Source organism: Nonomuraea antri (genome assembly GCF_013283785.1).
Taxonomy (GTDB): domain Bacteria; phylum Actinomycetota; class Actinomycetes; order Streptosporangiales; family Streptosporangiaceae; genus Nonomuraea; species Nonomuraea antri.
The window spans coordinates 24,623-43,256 of record NZ_JABCPZ010000076.1 but is presented as its reverse complement, the minus strand read 5'-3'; the positions used below and the strand labels follow the sequence as shown (position 1 = coordinate 43,256).

Sequence of the window (18,634 nt, the reverse complement as noted above, 5' to 3'; positions counted from 1 at the left end):
GAGGTCTCCCACCATGAGAGTGGGTAAGGCTCCCGGTAGACGACCGGGTTGATAGGCCGGAGGTGGAAGCACGGTAACGTGTGGAGCTGACCGGTACTAATAGGCCGAGGACTTGACCACAAAGCATCTTGCTCGCGTCCACTAGGCAATTCTGAGACAGCAAACAGGTTTTCCTGTTGTTTGTTTCATAGTGTTACGGCGGTTATGGCGGGAAGGAAACACCCGGTTACATTCCGAACCCGGAAGTTAAGCTTCTCTGCGCCGATGGTACTGCACTCGGGAGGGTGTGGGAGAGTAGGTCGCCGCCGGACAATCTTTTGGGGAGGGCCCCACGTATCCTTCGGGTGCGTGCGGGCCCTTTCCGCATTTCCGGGGTCTGTCGGCCGACGGCCCTTTGTGTTTCCGGGGTCCTGGACTGTGGCTCCGGTGACTGCGCGTGGGTGGCAGCGAGCTGGCCGCGGAGCTCGCGTGCCAATGACCAATGCCGGCGTCTTCATTGGGCCGGCCGCCCACGGAAGACCTGTGCGGAGGGGCTTGACTGTGGTGCCTTGTCTCGCGTCCCAGAACGCCTGTGTCACAGCGGGGGCTGTCCGTCGGCTCCAGAGGCGTCACGCTTACTCACACGTGCGGCTGGCCGCGCCTGAGGGCGCCGGCGGGGCGGTGCGGTTGGCGGGGACTTCTCTGATCTGACCCTGACCCTTACCCGGCCCACCTGGCTTCAGGTTGGCCGGTGGACTGCGCCTCGGCGGCCTTGAGCGGCGGCCTCGGGCTCTGAACGCGAACGAGGGCCACCCCCAGCAGCCGGGGTGGCCCTCTTTTGTGTTCGGGGACCAGTGGTCAGGCGCGGGCCCACAGAGCAGGCACGTTGGGGGGTTCCCAACCTGCCTGCGACGTGTGCCCCTGCCGGCACCGGTAGGTCGCGCCACCGTAGGTAGCCTGGTTCCCCGCCTGGTAGGTCACCCCAACCCGCCAGGTTCCGCCGCCCGGAGACGGGCTCGTCGTGGTGGTGGACGTCGCCGTCGCCGTGGGAGAGGTGGTGGAGCCCGCGACGTTCAGGACGAAGTCGAAGGTGGCCTCGCGTCCGCTGCCGACGGTGCGGACGTTCATGAGAAGTCGAGGGTCGTAGATCGTGTCGGTGTTGTTGCGGGGTTCACCGGGGAAGTAGAGCTGCGTGGTCAGGACCGGACGGCCGGGGGCCTGGGCCTTGACGTGGATGTGGCGCGTGCGTCCCGGGTAGAGGCCGGGGACGATGGTGGTGAGCTTGAACGCGCCCTGGGCGTTGGTGAACTGGTGCCCGCGGAAGTTGTAGGTGTAGTTGTCGTACGCGCCGTTCCTGTCGGCCTGCCAGAAGTCCAGCAGGACGTTGGCCAGCGGCTGGCACGCCAAGCCGAAGACGTAGCCGCTGACGGTCAGCAGGGTGCCGGACCCCGGGAGGGTCGCACGCTGGGGTGAGTTCGGCTTGAAGTACGGTCCTTCGGTCTGCGGAATGGTGGGGTCGTCACCGTCGTCGCAGAACGGGGTGGGCTCGAGGGGCTGGCCGTTCGCTATGGAATCGCGGGCCAGGGCCACGCCGCCGCCGAGCAGCACGGGTACCGGACTTGCTATGAGTGCCGCTTTGAACAGCGTCCTTCTGGTGCTGCCGCGAGTGTTCTCGCCTTCCACGATGCCTCCTTTAGCGGCCTGCCGGGGGGTGGGGCAGGCTTGTTTCCCAAGGTGACATGGGTTGGCGACAGGGTGTACTCCCAATGTTCTATACGATTCACGATATGTTTGCCCGCCGTCTGGAGCGCTGACAGCGGTCAGTAGGGTTGAGGGGTGGATTATCGTGCGGTTGAACGCGCGATCATGGACCGCGGCGTCGAATGGGACTTCGAGCCGACGCTGGACCGGATCGCGGCCCTTCTGGACCTGCTCGGCTCGCCGCAGCGGGCGTACCCCGTCGTGCACATCGCCGGCACGAACGGCAAGACGAGCACGGCGCGTCTGACGGAGGCGCTGCTCAAGGAGCGCAACCTCAGGGTGGGCCGCTTCACCAGCCCGCATCTGGTGTCCGTGCGCGAGCGCATCACCGTCGACGGCGAGCCGCTGAGCGAGGAGCGCTTCGCCGAGGTGTACGAGGAGATCGCCCCGTACGTCGATCTGACCGATTCGCAGGGGCGCCGGCGGATCCAGTTCTTCGAGCTGCTGACCGCGATGGCCTTCGCCGGGTTCGCCGACACGCCTGTCGACGTGGCCGTGGTCGAGGCCGGCATGGGCGGCTCCTGGGACGCCACGAACGTCGCCGACGGCACGGTCGCCGTCATCACGCCCATCTCGCTCGACCACACCGACAGGCTCGGCCCCGACATCCCCAGCATCGCCGGCGAGAAGGCGGGCATCATCAAGCCCGGCGCCACGGCCGTGCTGGCGCAGCAGGATCTGGCCGCGGCCGAGGTGCTGATGCGGCGCGCCGCCGACGTCGGCGCGGTGGTGGCGCGCGAGGGGCTGGAGTTCGGCGTGCTCAGCCGCGAGGTCGCCATGGGCGGCCAGCTGCTCACGATCCGCGGGCTCAAGGGCGTCTACGACGAGGTCTACCTGCCGCTGTACGGCGCGCACCAGGCGAGCAACGCCGCCTGCGCGCTGGCCGCCGTCGAGGCGCTGACCGGCGGGGACGACCCGCTCGACGTCGAGCTGGTGCGCCAGGCCTTCGCCCAGGCGTCCTCGCCGGGACGAATGGAGGTCGTGCGCAGGAACCCGACGGTCGTGCTCGACGCCGCCCACAACCCGGGCGGCATGCAGGCCACGCTCGACGGGCTGCACGAGGCGTTCGACTTCGCCAAGGTGATCGGTGTTGTCGCGGTCATGGCGGACAAGGACGTGCACACCATCCTCGACCTGCTCGAACCGGTGCTCGACCAGATCATCGTCACCCGCAACTCCTCGCCCAGGTCGATGCCGCCGCAGGAGCTGGCCGCGCTGGCCGAGCCGCTGTTCGGCGAGGAGCGGGTGCACGTCGTCGACCGGCTCGACGACGCCATCGACCTGGGCATCGGCACCGCCGACGCGGAAGGCGAGTTCAGCGGCACCGGGGTGCTCATCACCGGGTCGGTGATCACGGCCGGCGACGCCAGGCATCTGCTCAAGGCCGACCGGTGACGCGCCCGGGTCGGGGCGAGGGCTCCGCTGTGACGCGCGCCGGACGGAACGTCGGTTCTGTCGTGGAGTGTGCTGGACGGGACTTGGGTCCTGCTGTGACGGGTGCTGGGCGGGGCGGTGACGGGCGTTCGGGGACGTGGGGCGCTGGTCGGGCGATGATGGGTGTCGCGCAGGAGATCGCGATCGAGGTGGAGCGATGAACTTCGAGGTCACCCCAGGCATGCGCAGGCTCGGTGCGAGCGTGCTCGGCATGGAGGCCATCGTCGCGGGGCTGATCACGCCCGTGGCGATCACCGTGGTCGGCATCACGCCCGCGCTGGCCGTGACCGCCGGCATCGGGCTGGCCGTGTTGTGCGTGGTCGTCATCGGGCTGCTGAAGAAGCCGTACGGGTACGTCGCGGGCACGGTCGTGCAGGTGCTGGCCATCTGCACCGGGTTCCTGGTCCCGGCCATGTTCTTCCTCGGCGCGATCTTCATGGCGCTGTGGTTCACCGCGATATTCGTCGCTCGCCGTGTCGAAGGCGTGACTTCCCGCTAAAGTCGGCCTACATGGCCGTCCCCCCGATTCAGCGGTCCCCGCTCAGGTCACCGCGGTTGCTCGACGTGGTTCTCGCACTGGTCGTCGTGGCCGCGCTGCCGCTGGCGATCGTCACGATCCCCAACACGCTCTCCGTCGTCGCCAAGCTGATGCCCGGCGACATCGACCGGGCCGGGCTGATGCTCGCGCACGGGCTCGCGCTGCCCGCCGTGATGCTGACCGTCCCGTTCGCCGCCCTCTTGCTGCGGCGCGTGCGCGCGGTTCACCTGCTGGTCGGCGGGCTGGCGTTGCTCACCGTCGCCGACGCCGCCGGTGGGTATGCGGCGTCCGGGACGGTGGTCGGCGTCGTACGGGTGCTGCACGGCGTGGGGGCCGGCCTGGTTCTGCCCGCGACGCTGGTCGCGGTCTGGCACCGGGGGGCGGTGCTGCGCGGGCTGTGGCTCGGGTGGCTCGCGGCGAGCTTGCTGACCGCGCAGGCGCTGGCGCTGTGGCCGCTCGACCAGGTCAGCGACTGGAAGGTGGCGCTGCAGCCGTACCCGCTGGTGACGGGGATCGCGCTGGCGCTGGCCGCGGCCTATCTGCTGCTCGGCATGCTCCAGGGCGACGGCCACGGTGGCGGCGCCGGTCAAGGCGCTCGCGATGGTGTCGGTGCGGCGGGGTTGCCGGGCGTGCCGGTCGCCGGGCCGGGATTGTCTCTCGGGCCGGCGGCGGGGGTGGCGGTGATCGCGATCTTCACGGCGGTCGTCGACCTGGGCCATCTGCCGGTGATCGTGCTGGCCGTGGTCGCGGTCGCGGGGGTGCTGGCGGCCGCGCACGTCGGCGTGCCCGGGCATCGCGCCGCCGCGTACACGATGGCCGCGCTGGGCGTGGTGCTGGTGCCCAGCGCCGCGCAGATCACGCTGATGGAGATGGGCGGGCTCGGCGGGCCGGGGCTGCGCGGGCTGTGGGTGCCGTTCACGGTGGCGGCGGCGCTGGCGGTGGGCGCGGGTGTCGCCGTGTGCAGGTACGCGAGCACGGCGGGCTGGTGGCTCACCCCGCTCGGGCTGCTGGCCATGGTGGTGGGGTTGTGCCTGATCCGCGTCCTGGTGCCGGCGGCCGACGGGATGGTGTTGATCGTGCCGTTCACGCTGCTCACGGTGGGCGCGGCGGTGGCCATGGCGGCGGCGCTGAACGGGGTCGGGGTGGCGGTGGCCGTGTTCGGGCTCGGGTTGTGCCTGGCCGGGGTGCTCGCCGGGTACCTGCTCGGCACCGGGGTGCAGATGACGCTGCTGTCCGGTGCGGCCACGGTTCAGGAGCTGGTCGACGGGCTGGTGGGTGCGTTGCATCTGGTGGCGCTGGTGGGCGGGTTCCTGCTGGTGGCGGTGATCGTCCTGATCGCGACGGTGTCGCGGCGCGGCGGAGGTGGTGGTGCCGCCGAGCGCGTGGCGACCGCCGATCCTGGCGCTCCGGCTGGGGCGGCCTCCGGTTCAGGCACGCCGGCCACGGTGATCACAGACCCGGGCATGGTGACCGCGGCGGTCCCCGGTGAGGGCGACCAGCCTGCTGCGGCGGTCCCCGACGAAGGCGGCGAGTCTGCTGCGGTGATCGCTGACGAGGACATGCCGACCGGCGCGATTCCCCGCATCACCGCGTCCGTGCCGTTGAAGGGCGCTTTCGCCCAGCGCGGCCCGAGGGACGTGGAACCCGCCCAAGAGCGCGGCCCTGACGACGGCTCGGGTAGCGGGACATTGCCCACCGTTCCGCCGCAGGCGCCCTCGCCCGAGGACACCGCCAGACCCTAGTGGGAAGAGCGCGGCGACGGCGGACGGTAAGCTGAGCCCCGGCTACGGCGACGCGTGGCGCAAGTCCGATCCGCGCAGCCGGCCCACGATCGCAAACCTGTTCAAAGGAGAACCTCAAGTGTCCGAGCGCACTCTTGTCCTGATCAAGCCCGACGGGGTGAAGCGCGGCCTCATCGGTGACGTGATCGCCCGTGTGGAGCGCAAGGGCCTCAAGGTCGTGGCGATGGACCTGCGCACCCTCGACGCCGACACCGCCAAGGCCCACTACGCCGAGCACTCCGAGCGGCCGTTCTTCGGCGAGCTCGTCGAGTTCATCACCTCCGGCCCGCTCGTCGCGCTGGTCCTCGAGGGCCCGCGGGCCGTCGAGGCCTTCCGCGCGCTGGCCGGCGCGACCGACCCGGTCAAGTCGGCCCCCGGCACGATTCGCGGCGACCACGCGCTGGAGATCGGCGAGAACGTCGTGCACGGCTCCGACTCTCCCGAGTCGGCCGCCAGGGAAATCAAGATCTTCTTCCCGGACCGTTTCTAGGGGATTACCAGGCTGTTCCACGTGCCCGCACGGCTGACGGCCGTGCGGGCACGTGGCGTTCCCGGGCCCTCGGCGACGAGACGGATGTTCCGGTGCAATCCGGGCAAAGTTGCGGTTGGGCTTGGGGCTGAGATTTTTGACGGGCGAAATAGGCTCATCGCGCTCACCTGTGGGTACGTCACGTTACGATTCGAATTCGATCCGTAGTCATTGGCGAACGACGTAACGGAGGGCTCCGTTCCCCATGGGCAGCAAGCTCGCGTTTCTCGGCCGTGACATGGCGGTCGATCTGGGCACCGCGAACACGCTCGTTTACGTGCGTGGCCGTGGGATCGTGCTCAACGAGCCGTCAGTCGTAGCGATCAACACCGCCACGGGGAAAATCGTGGCGGTAGGCATCGAGGCCAAACGGATGATCGGCCGGACGCCCGACAACATCGTCGCCGTGCGGCCACTCAAGGACGGCGTGATCGCCGATTTCGACGTCACCGAGCGCATGTTGCGATATTTCATCCAACGGGTGCACAAACGTCGACACTTCGCCAAGCCGCGGATCATCATCGCCGTCCCCAGCGGCATCACCAGCGTCGAGCAGCGGGCCGTCAAGGAGGCCGGCTACCAGGCCGGCGCCAGGAAGGTCTACATCGTCGAAGAGCCGATGGCCGCGGCGATCGGCGCCGGGCTGCCCGTCCACGAGCCCACCGGCAACATGGTGGTCGACATCGGCGGCGGCACCACCGAGGTGGCGATCATCTCGATGGGCGGCGTGGTCACCAGCCAGTCGATCAGGGTCGGCGGCGACGAGCTCGACCAGGCCGTGATCTCGTTCGCGAAGAAGGAGTTCTCGCTGATGCTCGGCGAGCGCACCGCGGAAGAGATCAAGATGGCGATCGGCTCGGCCTGCCCGAACGGCGAGGAGACGCACGCCGAGATCCGCGGCCGCGACCTCATCAGCGGCCTGCCGAAGACGATCGTGGTCTCCAGCGAGGAGATACGCAAGGCCACGGAAGAGCCGGTCAACGCCATCGTCGACGCGGTCAAGACCACGCTCGACAAGTGCCCGCCGGAGCTGTCGGGCGACATCATGGACCGCGGCATCGCGCTCACCGGCGGCGGCGCCCTGCTCAAGGGCATGGACGACCGGGTCAAGGCCGAGACGGGGATGCCCGTCCACCTGGTCGAGAACGCGCTCGACTCGGTGGCGATCGGCACGGGCAAGTGCGCCGAGGAGTTCGACGCGCTGCAACAGGTCCTGGTTCCGGAGTCACGACACTGATGAGAGACTCGCGCCGCGCCCGGCTGATCCTAGGAGTGCTGCTCACGGCGGCCCTGGTCATCCTGACCGTCGACCACCGCACCGGCGAGAGCTCGCCGCTGCGCCCGCTGCGTTCCGCGGGGTCGTGGCTGTTCGGCGCGGCGGAGGGGCTGTGCGGCTCGGTCGTCCGGCCGGTGGGGGGTTTCGTGCAGGCGCTGGCCGCCGCGCCGAGCGCGCAGGAGCACATCGCCAGGCTCAAGGCGGAGAACGCCAGGCTGCGCGACGGACTGCAGGCGGGCAAGCTCGACGCGGCCAGATCCACCGAGCTGAAACGGCTGCTCGGCCTGGCGGGCACGGGCGGCTACAAGATCGTGCCGGCCAACGTGGTCGCGCGGCGCGGCCAGCCGGGCTTCGAGGACGCGGTCCAGATCGACGCCGGCAGCGACGACGGCGTCCGCACCGACATGACCGTGCTCAACGGCGACGGGCTGATCGGCCGGGTGGTGCACGCCTCGTCGACCACCTCGACCGTGGTGTTGCTGAGCGACGCGGCCTCGGCGGTCGGCGGCAGGCTGGAGGGCGGCCAGGAGATCGGCGTCGTGCACGGCGTCGGCGAGGGCGGGCGCCTGGTGAAGTTCCGCCTGCTCGACGCGAGCGCCCCGCTGACCAGGGGCGAGCGGATCGTCAGCTTCGGCTCGCAGAACGGCAGGCCGTACGTGCCTGGCGTGCCGATCGGGGTGGTCGAGCACGTGGAGTCGACGCCGGGCGAGCTCACCAGGACGGCCTACGCCAGACCGTACGCGAACCTGTCGGCGCTCGACGTGGTCGGCGTGGTGGTCGACGGGCCCGATCGCGACCCGCGTGACGCGGTGCTGCCGCCCAAGGAGGGAGCGCGATGATCGGCGCGCTGTTCGTGGTCGTGGCGCTGCTGGCGCAGGTCATGCTGATCAACCGGGTGCCGCTGCCCGCAGGCGGGCAGCCCGATCTGGTGTTGCTCGCGGTCGTCGGCGCGGCGCTGTCGCGCGGCCCGGCCGCCGGCGCGGTGCTCGGCTTCTTCGCCGGGCTGCTGGTCGACATCGTGCCGCCGACCGCGCATCTGGTGGGGCACTACGCGTTCGTGCTCGCGCTCGTGGGCTACGTGGCGGGCCGGGGCGCGGGCGGCCCGGCGACCACCGTGGTGTTGTGCGTGCTGATGGCGCCGCTGCTGGCCGCCGGGGTGAGCGGGCTGATCTCCGACCCGCGGGTGACGGTGACCACGCTGACCGAGCAGGTGCCGGTCACGATCGTCTACACGCTGCTCCTGTCGCCGGTCGTGATCTGGCTGGCCACCCGAGGCAGACGGCCGGGGTACGCGCGATGATCAGGATGCGGGCCCGGCTGCTGGTGCTGCACGTGCTGGTGCTGACACTGCTGGTCGTGCTGGGCGTACGGCTGTATCAGGTGCAGGTCGTCCGCGGCCACGAGTTCGTGACGCGGGCCACGGAGACCAGGACGAGAGCGGTCATCGTGCCCGCGGTGCGCGGCCAGATCCTCGACCGTCACGGCCGGCCGCTGGTGCGCAACAAGGCGGCATTGGTCGTCTCGGTGGACCGGGGCGAGCTGCTGCGCATGCGCGACGGCGGCGCGAAGGTGCTGCGCAAGCTCTCCGACGTGCTCGGCAAGCCGGTCAAGCAGCTGGAGCAGCGCATCACGCCGTGCGGGCCGAAGGTGGGCAAGCCGTGCTGGACGGGTTCGCCCTACCAGCCGGTGCCGCTGGACGAGAAGGTCGACACCCGCCAGGCGCTGCAGATCCTGGAGCGGCAGGAGGAGTTCCCCGGCGTCACCGCCGAGATCCACTCCGTGCGCCACTACCCGGGCGGCCGGGCGGCCGCGCAGATGCTCGGCTACCTGCAGCCGGTCACCGAGGCCGAGCTGGAGAAGCGCGAGGGGCTCAAGGCCAGCTTCTCCGGCGTCGACCTGGCCGGACGCGACGGCATCGAGTACGTCTACGACGACGCGCTGCGCGGCAAGTCCGGGCTGCGCCGGGTGCAGGTCGACCGGATGGGCAAGGCGCTCGGCGTCGAGCAGCAGGTGCGCCCGGTCGCCGGAGACCACCTGGTGACCAGCATCGACGCCCGCGTGCAGGCCATCGCCGAGCGGGCGCTGGGCAAGGCCATGAAGGCGCCGGGCGCCGACGGCGGCGCGGCCGTGGTGCTCGACGCGCGTACCGCCAGGGTCGTCGCGCTGGCCAGCCAGCCCGGCTACGACCCGGCCGTCTGGGGCGGCGGCATCTCGGCGCGCGGCTACCAGTGGCTGCTGTCGGAGAAGTCGGGCAAGCCGCTGGTGTCGCGGGCGATCAACGGCCAGTTCGCGCCGGGATCGACGTTCAAGGTCTCGTCGGTGGCGTCGATGTTGCGTGCCGGCTACCCGCTGAACGGCAAGTACGCCTGCCCGGGCTCGGTCATGGTGGGCGACCGGGCGTTCAACAACTTCCGCGGCATCCCGCTGGGCACGCTCGACCTGCACACGGCGCTGGTCAAGTCGTGCGACACGATCTTCTACCGGGCGGCGTACGAGCAGTATCTGAAGGACGGCGGGCGCAGCCCGAAGAAGACGGCCAGAGAGGTGTTCGCCAACACCGCCAGAGGGTTCGGGTTCGGCGACCAGACAGGGATCGACCTGCCGGGCGAGTCGGCCGGGCGCATTCCCGACCGCATGTGGAAGAAGACGCTGTGGGAGCAGACCAGCCACACCAGTTGCGAGCGCTCGCGCAAGGGCTACCCGGAGGAGAAGGACCGGGCCAGGGCCGAGTTCCTCAAGCGGCTGGCGCTGGAGAACTGCACCGAGGGCTTCATCCTGCGGCCCGGTGACTCGGCCAACTTCTCCATCGGCCAGGGCGACGTGCTGGTGACGCCGATGCAGCTGGCCAGGGCGTACATGGCGCTGGTCAGCGACGGCAAGCTGCGCAGCCCGCGCATCGGGTGGGCGCAGGTGCGTCCCGACGGCAAGGTGGTCAGGACGTTCGAGCCGCCCGTGGTCGGCAAGCTGCCGATCAGCGAGAAGGAACGGCTCTACATCAAGAACGCGCTCAGCCAGGTCGCCTCCGACGGTACGGCGGCCGGGGCGTTCAGCGGCTTCCCGATGGACAGGGTGCGCATCGGCGGCAAGACCGGTACCGCGGAGGTGTGGGGCAAGAAGGACACCTCGTGGTTCGCGTCGTTCGCGCCGACGAACAATCCGCAGTTCGTCGTGGTGGTCATGGTCTCCCAGGGTGGGATGGGCGCGCAGACGGCCGCGCCCGCCGTGCGGGAGATCTACGAGGGCATCTACGGCATCAAGGGCCCGGCCGCCGTGCCCGGCGGGCAGCTCGGCACCAAGCCGCCCACGTTCAAGCCGGACGGGACGGTGGTGGGGGGTGATTGACCGCACGTCGGCGATCAGGCGTCCCTCGCTGCTGCGGCGGATCACCAGCCAGCAGTCCAGCGTCCGGCGGCTCGACGGCGTCATGCTGGCCGCGGTGGCCGGGCTGTGCGTGATCGGCACGCTGCTGGTGTGGTCGTCCACCAGGACCTGGGCCCCCGGGGCCACGGGTCTGGTCAAGAAGCATTTGCTCAACGAGGGCATCGGGCTGGTGTTGTGCGCGCTGGTGGCCACCGTCGACCATCGGGCGATGCGGGCGTACGCGCCGCTGGTGTTCCTCATCTCGCTGGTCGGGCTCGGGCTGGTGATCACGCCGCTGGGCGCCACGATCAACGGCTCGCACTCGTGGATCCTGCTCGGCGGCGGGTTCGCGGTGCAGCCGTCGGAGTTCGCCAAGGTCGGGCTGCTGCTGATCATCGCGATGCTGCTGGCCCAGCCGGCCGAGGGCACCGACAGGCCGCGCGGGCTCGACATCCTGCTCGCGCTGCTGGCCGCGGCGCTGACGGTGGGCCTGGTCATGCTGCAGCCGGACCTGGGCACCGCGATGGTGCTCGTGGTGATCACCGCGGCCGGGCTGGTGATCGGGGGGGTGCGCAAGCGGTGGATCGCGCTGCTCGCGCTGGTGTCGGCGACCTCGGTGGCCGCGGTCTTCTACCTGCAACTGCTGGAGCCGTACCAGATCGCGCGGTTCACCGCGTTCTTCGACCCGAGCGTCGATCCGCGCGGCGTGGGCTACAACAGCACGCAGTCGCTGATCGCGATCGGCTCCGGGCAGCTCTACGGCAAGGGCCTGCTCGGCGGCGGTCAGACGACCGGGCGGTTCGTGCCCGAGCAGCACACCGACTTCATCTTCACCGTCGCGGGCGAGGAGTTCGGCTTCCTCGGCTCGATCGTGGTGGTGCTGCTGCTCGGCGTGGTGCTGCTGCGCGGGCTGAAGATCGCCCGGCAGTGCGACGACAGGTTCGGCACGCTGGTGGCGGGCACGATCGTGTGCTGGTTCGCGTTCCAGACGTTCATCAACGTCGGCATGACGATCGGGATCATGCCCATCACCGGGCTGCCGCTGCCGTTCGTGTCATATGGCGGCACCGCCACCTTCGCGAACCTCATGGCGGTCGGGCTGCTCCAGGCCATCAGGGTGCGCCAGTACTCGTTTTAGACTGAGACATGTTCCTGGCCCATTGCGACGAGTGCGACGAGCGCTTCCTGCTGCCCGCCAGTCACGTCGTCGGAGTGCACAACCTGGCGAGCGGTGTCATCGCCGTCGAGCTGACCTGCTACGAAGGGCACCACATCATCGTGCTCTGCGGCAACGACATCGACATCCCCGGCCCCGCCACCGTCTGAGGCGGACCTGCCACCGTCCGAGCCCCGCTACCCTGGACGGTATGCCTGTCGAGTCGATTTTCCCACGCCTGGAAGCGCTGCTGCCCAAGGTGCAGAAGCCCATCCAGTACGTCGGAGGTGAGCTCAACTCGACCGTCAAGGACTGGGACTCCGCCGACGTCAGGTGGGCGTTGATGTACCCGGACGCGTACGAGGTCGGGCTGCCCAACCAGGGCGTGGCGATCCTCTACGAGATCCTCAACGAGCTGCCCGCCACGCTGGCCGAGCGGACCTACGCCGTCTGGCCCGACCTCGAGGCCCTGATGCGGGCCGAGGGCGTGCCGCAGTTCACCGTCGACGGGCACCGGCCGGTGCGCGCCTTCGACGTGCTCGGCGTGTCGTTCTCCACCGAGCTCGGCTACACCAACATGCTGACCGCGCTCGACCTGGCCGGCATTCCGCTGCTGGCCGTCGACCGCGGCGACGACGACCCGATCGTGCTGGCCGGCGGGCACGCGGCGTTCAACCCCGAGCCGATCGCCGACTTCCTCGACGCGGCCGTGCTCGGCGACGGCGAGCAGATCTCGATCGCCATCTCGGAGGTCATCCGGGAGTGGAAGGCCGAGGGCGGTCCCGGCGGGCGCGACGAGCTGCTGATGCGGCTGGCCGAGTCCGGCGGCGTCTACGTGCCGAAGTTCTACGACGTCGACTACCACCCCGACGGCCGCATCAAGCGGGTGGCGCCGAACCGGCCCGACGTGCCGTGGCGGGTGCACAAGCACACCGTCATGGATCTCGACGAGTGGCCCTACCCGAAGAAGCCGCTGGTCCCGCTGGCCGAGACGGTGCACGAGCGGTTCAGCGTGGAGATCTTCCGCGGCTGCACCCGTGGCTGCCGCTTCTGCCAGGCGGGCATGATCACCCGTCCGGTGCGGGAGCGGTCGATCACCACGATCGGCGCCATGGTGGAGAACGGCATCAAGGAGTCCGGCTTCAACGAGGTCGGCCTGCTGTCGCTGTCGTCCGCTGACCACTCCGAGATCGGCGAGGTGGCCAAGGGCCTGGCCGACCGCTACGAGGGCACCAACACCTCGCTGTCGCTGCCGTCCACCAGGGTCGACGCGTTCAACATCGACCTGGCCAACGAGTTCTCCAGGAACGGCAGGCGATCCGGGCTGACCTTCGCCCCCGAGGGCGGCTCCGAGCGCATGCGCAAGGTGATCAACAAGATGGTCACCGAGGAAGACCTGATCCGCACCGTCACCACCGCCTACTCGCAGGGCTGGCGTCAGGTGAAGCTCTACTTCATGTGCGGCCTCCCCACCGAGGAGGACGAGGACGTGCTCGGCATCGCCGACCTGGCCAAGAAGGTCATCAAGGCCGGCCGCGAGGCCACCGGGTCGCGTGACATCCGCTGCACCGTGTCCATCGGCGGTTTCGTGCCCAAGCCGCACACCCCGTTCCAGTGGGCCGGGCAGGCCGACCACGAGACCGTCGACCGGCGGCTCAAGGCGCTGCGCGACTCGCTGCGCGGCGACAGGGAGTTCGGCCGCGCGATCGGTTTCCGCTACCACGACGGCAAGCCGTCCATCGTGGAGGGCCTGCTGTCGCGGGGCGACCGCAGGGTGGGCGCGGTCATCCGCGCCGTCTGGGCGTCCGGCGGCCGTTTCGACGGCTGGAGCGAGCACTTCTCGTACGAGCGGTGGATGGCGGCGGCCGAGCAGGCCGGCGTGGACGTCGACTGGTACACCACGCGCGAGCGGGCCGAGAACGAGGTCCTGCCGTGGGACCACCTCGACGCCGGGCTCGACCGCGAATGGCTCTGGCAGGACTGGCAGGAGGCGGTCTCCGGCGCCGAGGTCGAAGACTGCCGCTGGACCCCGTGCTACGACTGCGGCGTCTGCCCCACGATGGGCACGGAGATCCAGATCGGTCCCACGGGGCGGAAACTGCTGCCGCTGACGGTGGTCTAGCACCCCACGTGGGCGAGCCGTGCCTCGCCGTACACGTTCAGGCTCCATCGCGGCTTATCCTGAGACGTAGGAACCTGACTATGACACGGAAGGACGACACAGCTCTGAAACCTGTTCCCGAAGGGCCCCCGCCCGCGCCCACGGTGCAGCGCCTGCGTGTGCGCTACGCCAAGCGCGGCCGCCTGCGCTTCACCAGCCACCGCGACATCTCGCGGGCCGTCGAGAGGGCGGTCCGCCGTGCCGGCATCCCGGTGGCCTTCAGCGCGGGCTTCTCGCCCCACCCGAAGATCTCCTACGCGGGCGCGGCGCCGACCGGTGTCGCCAGCGAGGCCGAATACCTTGAGATCGGCGTTACCACGCCGTGCGACCCTGACCAGGTGCGTGCCGACCTCGACGGGTCGCTGCCGCCGGGCCTCGACGTGATCGACGTGGTGGAGGCGGGCCCCGGGGGGCTGGCCGACCGCCTGGAGGCCTCCGTGTGGGAGGTACGGCTGCCCGGCGCCGATCATCGGCTCGCCGAGGCGGCGGTGGAGAAGTTCCTCGCGGCGGGTACGGTCGAGGTGGAGCGCCTCACCAAAAAGGGCCCCAGGCGCTTCGACGCGCGGGAGGCCGTGCTGAGGCTCGAGGTGCCCGAAGGAACAGACAGAACCGCAGCTCAGGCGGCCGGACAGACGTGTGTCATACTGCGCATGGTTGTTCGGCACACAACGCCTGCCGTTCGACCCGACGATGTGCTCACAGGGCTGCGCCTTGTGGCCGACTTCGCGCCGCCGGTCCCTCCCGAGGTGACCAGGCTGGCGCAGGGGCCGCTCGACGCCGGTACCGGTGCGCTTGCCGACCCGCTCGGCCTGGACCGCGACACGCGCGGCGGCGAGGCGGGACCGGCGGGTGAGCACGTCGGCGGTTAAGGGCGTGACCCGCGCACGCGGGGCACGACCGCTGACAGGACTTGGCGCCTGCGCCTCCTCACCGGGGGCGCAGGCGGACAACGAGACACGAGAGCTCCTGCGCGGCGCGGTGACGCGCCCGGGAGCTGACGGGAGAGCGCCCGCATGCTCGAGAACGAGCCCAACGGCGGGGCCATTGGCCCTGACGGGGAGACAACTGAACAGCCCAAGGTGATCAAGCGTCGCCGCTCCAGCCGCCCGGCGGGCCCGCCGCCGGAGTTGCCGGAGGAGCCGGCGTCCGCTCCGGTCACGGTCCCAGCGGCACAGGCCGCGCCCACCGTGGCGCCGGGCAAGCCTTTGCCGAGCACGGCCGCGCAGCGCGCCGCCGGTGAGCCCGCCCCGATCGAGGAGTACACGAGCCTGGCCGAGGCGCAGAGCCCGGCTGAGCCGCAGAGCGCTGCCGAGCCGCAGAGCACGGTGGAGGCCGCCGTGGCCGACGCCGTCGCCGAGGCGGTCGCGGAAGCGGCGGTGGCCGAGAGCGTGGCCGAGACCATGGCGGACGCGGTGGCCGACGCGGTGGCCGAGGCCGTCGCGGAGACCGGCGCGCCCGTCGCCACGCCTGAGCCGATCACTGGGCCGATCACTGGGCCGATCGCTGGGCAGGTCGCCGAGGAGGCGCCCGCGGAGAAGCCCAAGCGCGCCACCAGGACCCGGTCCACCGCCACCACGCCGCGCCGCCGTACCACGAAGAAGGCCGCGGAGGCCGAGGCCGGCGCGGAGGTCGCGGGAGCGCTCCCGGCGCAGGCCCCTGCCGAGGCTCCGGTCGCGGAGCCCGCCGAGGCTCCGCAGGTCAGTGAGGTGGCCGCGCCCGGCGAGGTCGAGGCCGCGCCGGTGAAGCGCCGCCGTACCCGCAAGAAGGCCGAGCCCGAGCCCGAGGCCATCGCGCCCGAGCCCGTGGTCGCCGACGCCGTGATCGCCGAGGCCATCGAGCCCGAGTCCGCCGAGGTGCTGGCAGAGGCCGCCCCCGCCGCGCGGCAGGAAGCCGAGCCCGAGGCCAGGGCCGACGAGGACATTCTGGAGATCCTGCCCGAGGACGAGCCGCTCGACGACGAGCCCGCCGGCGAAGACCTCGACGAGGAGGTCGAGCGGCCCAGCCTGCTGTCCGACCCGTTCGGGCTGTCCGCGCGCAGGCAGGACCAGCCGGGCATGACGTTCCAGCGGCCCGCCGCCATCTTCGCGCCGCTGTTCCAGGCGCCCGACCCCACCCAGGCCAAGCCCGCCAGGCTGCCCGAGCCCGTGCAGCCGCCCGCCGCCGAGGTCCGTGAGGTCCGCGAGACGCGTGAGCCGCGCGAGGCCGACGAGGAGCCGGTCGAGGAGATCGCCGAGGACGAGGGCGACCTCGCCGACCTCGACACCGACGAGCAGGAGGAAGAGGGCACCGGCCGGCGCCGCCGCAGGCGCAGGGGCGGCCGGGGCCGCGGCAAGTCGCGTGAGCGCGACGAGTCGGAAGAGGGCGACGAGTCAGAGGACGAAGGCGACGAGGAGCAGGCCGAGGAGGCGCAGGAGGAGGAGACCTCCAGCTCGCGCCGCCGCCGCAGGCGCCGTCGCCGCGGCACCGAGGACGGCGCCGAGCCGTCCAGCGACGACCCGCCGAACACCGTCGTGCGCATCCGCGCGCCGCGCGCAGGTCGCGCCGCGCTCGACACCGCCACCGACGGCGTGCAGAGCGTGCGCGGCTCCACCAGGCTCGAGGCCAAGAAGCAGCGCCGCCGCGAGGGCCGCGAGCTGGGCCGCAGGCGTCCGCCGATCATCACCGAGTCGGAGTTCCTGGCCCGCCGCGAGTCGGTCGACCGGATGATGGTGGTGCGCCGCCAGGGCGACCGCACGCAGATGGCGGTGCTGGAGGACGGCGTGCTCGTCGAGCACTACGTCAACCGCGAGGCCAGCCAGTCCTACGTCGGCAACGTCTACCTGGGCAAGGTCCAGAACGTGCTGCCGTCGATGGAGGCCGCGTTCGTCGACATCGGCAAGGGGCGCAACGCCGTCCTGTACGCCGGCGAGGTGAACTTCGACACGGCCGGGCTCGAAGGCCAGCCCAAGCGCATCGAGTCGGCGCTGAAGTCGGGCCAGTCGGTGCTCGTGCAGGTCACCAAGGACCCGATCGGGCACAAGGGCGCCCGGCTGACGTCGCAGATCAGCCTGCCCGGCCGGTACCTGGTCTACGTCCCCGACGGGTCGATGACCGGCATCAGCCGCAAGCTGCCCGACAAGGAACGCACCCGGCTCAAGAGCATCCTGAAGAAGGTCATGCCGGAGAACGCCGGGGTCATCGTCCGCACCGCGGCCGAGGGCGCCTCGGAGGACGAGCTGGCGCGCGACGTGGCCCGCCTGTCGGCGCAGTGGGAGAACATCCAGAAGAAGGCCAAGTCGGCCAGCCCGCCCGAGCTGCTGTCGGCCGAGCCCGACCTGACCATCCGGGTGGTGCGCGACGTCTTCAACGAGGACTTCACCTCCCTGGTCGTGCAGGGCGACGACGCCTGGGAGACGGTCGACGAGTACGTCAAGTACGTCGCGCCGCACCTGGGCGAGCGGCTGTCGAAGTGGGACACCGACGAGAACGGCGACGTTTTCGAGTCGTACCGGATCGACGAGCAGCTGGCCAAGGCGCTGGAGCGCAAGGTGTGGCTGCCCAGCGGCGGCTCGCTGGTGATCGACCGTACCGAGGCGATGACCGTCGTCGACGTCAACACCGGCAAGTTCACCGGCCAGGGCGGCAACCTCGAGGAGACCGTCACCAGGAACAACCTGGAGGCGGCCGAGGAGATCGTCCGGCAGCTCAGGCTGCGCGACATCGGCGGCATCATCGTGATCGACTTCATCGACATGGTGCTGGAGTCGAACCGTGACCTGGTGCTGCGCCGGCTGCTGGAGTGCCTGGCGCGCGACAGGACCAAGCACCAGGTCGCCGAGGTGACCTCGCTGGGGCTGGTCCAGATGACCCGTAAGCGGGTCGGACAGGGCCTCCTGGAGGCGTTCTCGACGCCGTGCGAGTGCTGCAACGGCCGGGGCCTCATCGTCTCCACGGAGCCGGTGGAGGCCAAGCCCGAGCCGCGCGGCACGCAGGGCAAGATGGCGATCGAGAAGGCGGTCTCCGACAAGGTTTCCGCGGCGAAAGACTCCGCGAGCCGTGATACCGTGACCGGTGCGCTTGAAGACGTCCCGGGAGAGGACGACCAGGCAAGCCAGACTTCCGGCAGGGGGCGGCGACGCTCCCGCCGAGCCAAGTCCACCGACTAGGTGGGCTGTCCGACGATCCGGCCGGTTCGCTGGGAAACCGTTCATCCGGTATCCTGGTGAATCGGTGCGTCAGGTGACGTGCCCTGTTGGCGCGCCTACTCGGTTCGTCGGTTTGAGACAGGCCGAATGAACATGGCGCAGCATTCGGCCGGTCGCTCCGCGGGAGCGGCCGGTGACGCAACAGTGAGTCAGTAGAAGGGTTCCGCGGTGTACGCGATCGTTCGTTGCGGCGGCAGGCAGCAGAAGGTCTCCGTCGGTGACGTCCTCGAGGTGGACAAGGTCGCCGGCGAGGTCGGCTCTTCGGTTTCGCTGCCGACGGTGCTCGTCGTCAACGACGGCGATGTGACCACGGAGGCGGGCAAGTTCACGGTCAGCGCCGAGATCCTCGGTGAGACCAAGGGCCCGAAGATCCGCATTCTCAAGTACAAGAACAAGACCGGTTACAAGAAGCGCCAGGGTCACCGTCAGCGGTACACCCAGGTGAAGATCACCGGTATCGACCAGGCCTGATCGG

At 70.4% G+C, this 18,634-nt stretch carries 15 protein-coding genes and 2 rRNA genes; 16 read left to right on the top strand and 1 reads right to left on the bottom strand.

The genetic code is table 11. From position 1 onward, the window contains the following. A 23S ribosomal RNA gene (locus tag HII36_RS24585) occupies positions 1–120 on the top strand; the annotation flags it as partial. A gap of 74 nt (positions 121–194) precedes the next feature. Next, positions 195–311, top strand: a 5S ribosomal RNA gene (gene rrf / locus HII36_RS24580). 526 nt (positions 312–837) lie between these two features. On the opposite strand, the gene HII36_RS24575 is transcribed toward rrf, so the two are convergent. After that, positions 838–1,662 (bottom strand): dioxygenase family protein, encoded by an 825-nt coding sequence (locus HII36_RS24575; protein WP_173525594.1) that lies wholly within the window; start codon positions 1,660–1,662, stop codon positions 838–840. A 183-nt stretch (positions 1,663–1,845) separates the two neighbouring features. Between HII36_RS24575 and HII36_RS24570 the strand changes: the two genes are divergently transcribed. The 14 genes from HII36_RS24570 to rplU all read left to right on the top strand — a co-directional run bounded on the left by HII36_RS24570 (position 1,846) and on the right by rplU (position 18,630). Further along, positions 1,846–3,135 carry a bifunctional folylpolyglutamate synthase/dihydrofolate synthase gene (locus HII36_RS24570; RefSeq protein ID WP_173525597.1) on the top strand — a complete coding sequence of 430 codons (1,290 nt, stop codon included), beginning with the start codon at positions 1,846–1,848 and terminating at the stop codon, positions 3,133–3,135. Positions 3,136–3,331: 196 nt separating this feature from the next. Further along, positions 3,332–3,673, top strand: coding sequence for a DUF4233 domain-containing protein (locus HII36_RS24565; RefSeq protein WP_173525593.1), 342 nt, complete (start codon positions 3,332–3,334; stop codon positions 3,671–3,673). A 56-nt stretch (positions 3,674–3,729) separates the two neighbouring features. Continuing rightward, positions 3,730–5,454, top strand: coding sequence for a hypothetical protein (locus HII36_RS24560; protein ID WP_173525592.1), 1,725 nt, complete (start codon positions 3,730–3,732; stop codon positions 5,452–5,454). Positions 5,455–5,572: 118 nt separating this feature from the next. Further along, a complete protein-coding gene (gene ndk, locus HII36_RS24555; RefSeq protein ID WP_090773482.1) occupies positions 5,573–5,983 on the top strand; it encodes a nucleoside-diphosphate kinase in 411 nt (136 codons plus the stop codon). A 244-nt stretch (positions 5,984–6,227) separates the two neighbouring features. After that, positions 6,228–7,259, top strand: coding sequence for a rod shape-determining protein (locus tag HII36_RS24550; RefSeq protein WP_173525591.1), 1,032 nt, complete (start codon positions 6,228–6,230; stop codon positions 7,257–7,259). Beyond that, on the top strand, positions 7,259–8,137 hold the full coding sequence (gene mreC, locus HII36_RS24545; RefSeq protein ID WP_173525590.1) for a rod shape-determining protein MreC: 879 nt from the start codon (positions 7,259–7,261) through the stop codon (positions 8,135–8,137). Before HII36_RS24550 ends, mreC begins: the two co-directional genes overlap by 1 nt. Then, positions 8,134–8,598, top strand: a complete 465-nt coding sequence (gene mreD / locus HII36_RS24540; RefSeq protein WP_173525589.1) for a rod shape-determining protein MreD — start codon at positions 8,134–8,136, stop codon at positions 8,596–8,598. The genes mreC and mreD overlap by 4 nt, the downstream gene beginning before the upstream one ends. Beyond that, a complete protein-coding gene (gene mrdA, locus HII36_RS24535) occupies positions 8,595–10,640 on the top strand; it encodes a penicillin-binding protein 2 (RefSeq protein WP_173525588.1) in 2,046 nt (681 codons plus the stop codon). Before mreD ends, mrdA begins: the two co-directional genes overlap by 4 nt. Continuing rightward, a complete protein-coding gene (gene rodA / locus HII36_RS24530; protein WP_173525587.1) occupies positions 10,633–11,796 on the top strand; it encodes a rod shape-determining protein RodA in 1,164 nt (387 codons plus the stop codon). Before mrdA ends, rodA begins: the two co-directional genes overlap by 8 nt. An 8-nt stretch (positions 11,797–11,804) precedes the next feature. Beyond that, complete coding sequence (locus HII36_RS24525; protein WP_173525586.1) at positions 11,805–11,984, top strand: hypothetical protein; 180 nt, start codon at positions 11,805–11,807, stop codon at positions 11,982–11,984. A 41-nt stretch (positions 11,985–12,025) separates the two neighbouring features. After that, positions 12,026–13,936, top strand: a complete 1,911-nt coding sequence (locus tag HII36_RS24520; RefSeq protein ID WP_173525585.1) for a TIGR03960 family B12-binding radical SAM protein — start codon at positions 12,026–12,028, stop codon at positions 13,934–13,936. A gap of 80 nt (positions 13,937–14,016) precedes the next feature. Beyond that, on the top strand, positions 14,017–14,844 hold the full coding sequence (locus HII36_RS24515) for a TIGR03936 family radical SAM-associated protein (protein WP_173525584.1): 828 nt from the start codon (positions 14,017–14,019) through the stop codon (positions 14,842–14,844). A gap of 144 nt (positions 14,845–14,988) precedes the next feature. After that, positions 14,989–18,120 (top strand): Rne/Rng family ribonuclease, encoded by a 3,132-nt coding sequence (locus HII36_RS24510; RefSeq protein WP_236003829.1) that lies wholly within the window; start codon positions 14,989–14,991, stop codon positions 18,118–18,120. A 207-nt stretch (positions 18,121–18,327) separates the two neighbouring features. Further along, positions 18,328–18,630: a 50S ribosomal protein L21 gene (gene rplU, locus HII36_RS24505; RefSeq protein WP_049575732.1), complete on the top strand. Its 303-nt coding sequence runs from the start codon at positions 18,328–18,330 to the stop codon at positions 18,628–18,630. Positions 18,631–18,634 lie beyond the last annotated feature (4 nt).

Excerpts from the sequence above, each read along its gene's own strand:
- HII36_RS24570 (WP_173525597.1), top strand. The coding sequence starts at position 1,846 with ATGGACCGCGGCGTCGAATGGGACTTCGAGCCGACGCTGGACCGGATC.
- HII36_RS24565 (WP_173525593.1), top strand. The coding sequence starts at position 3,332 with ATGAACTTCGAGGTCACCCCAGGCATGCGCAGGCTCGGTGCGAGCGTG.
- HII36_RS24550 (WP_173525591.1), top strand. The coding sequence starts at position 6,228 with ATGGGCAGCAAGCTCGCGTTTCTCGGCCGTGACATGGCGGTCGATCTG.
- mreC (WP_173525590.1), top strand. The coding sequence starts at position 7,259 with ATGAGAGACTCGCGCCGCGCCCGGCTGATCCTAGGAGTGCTGCTCACG.
- mreD (WP_173525589.1), top strand. The coding sequence starts at position 8,134 with ATGATCGGCGCGCTGTTCGTGGTCGTGGCGCTGCTGGCGCAGGTCATG.
- mrdA (WP_173525588.1), top strand. The coding sequence starts at position 8,595 with ATGATCAGGATGCGGGCCCGGCTGCTGGTGCTGCACGTGCTGGTGCTG.
- HII36_RS24525 (WP_173525586.1), top strand. The coding sequence starts at position 11,805 with ATGTTCCTGGCCCATTGCGACGAGTGCGACGAGCGCTTCCTGCTGCCC.
- HII36_RS24520 (WP_173525585.1), top strand. The coding sequence starts at position 12,026 with ATGCCTGTCGAGTCGATTTTCCCACGCCTGGAAGCGCTGCTGCCCAAG.
- HII36_RS24515 (WP_173525584.1), top strand. The coding sequence starts at position 14,017 with ATGACACGGAAGGACGACACAGCTCTGAAACCTGTTCCCGAAGGGCCC.
- HII36_RS24510 (WP_236003829.1), top strand. The coding sequence starts at position 14,989 with ATGCTCGAGAACGAGCCCAACGGCGGGGCCATTGGCCCTGACGGGGAG.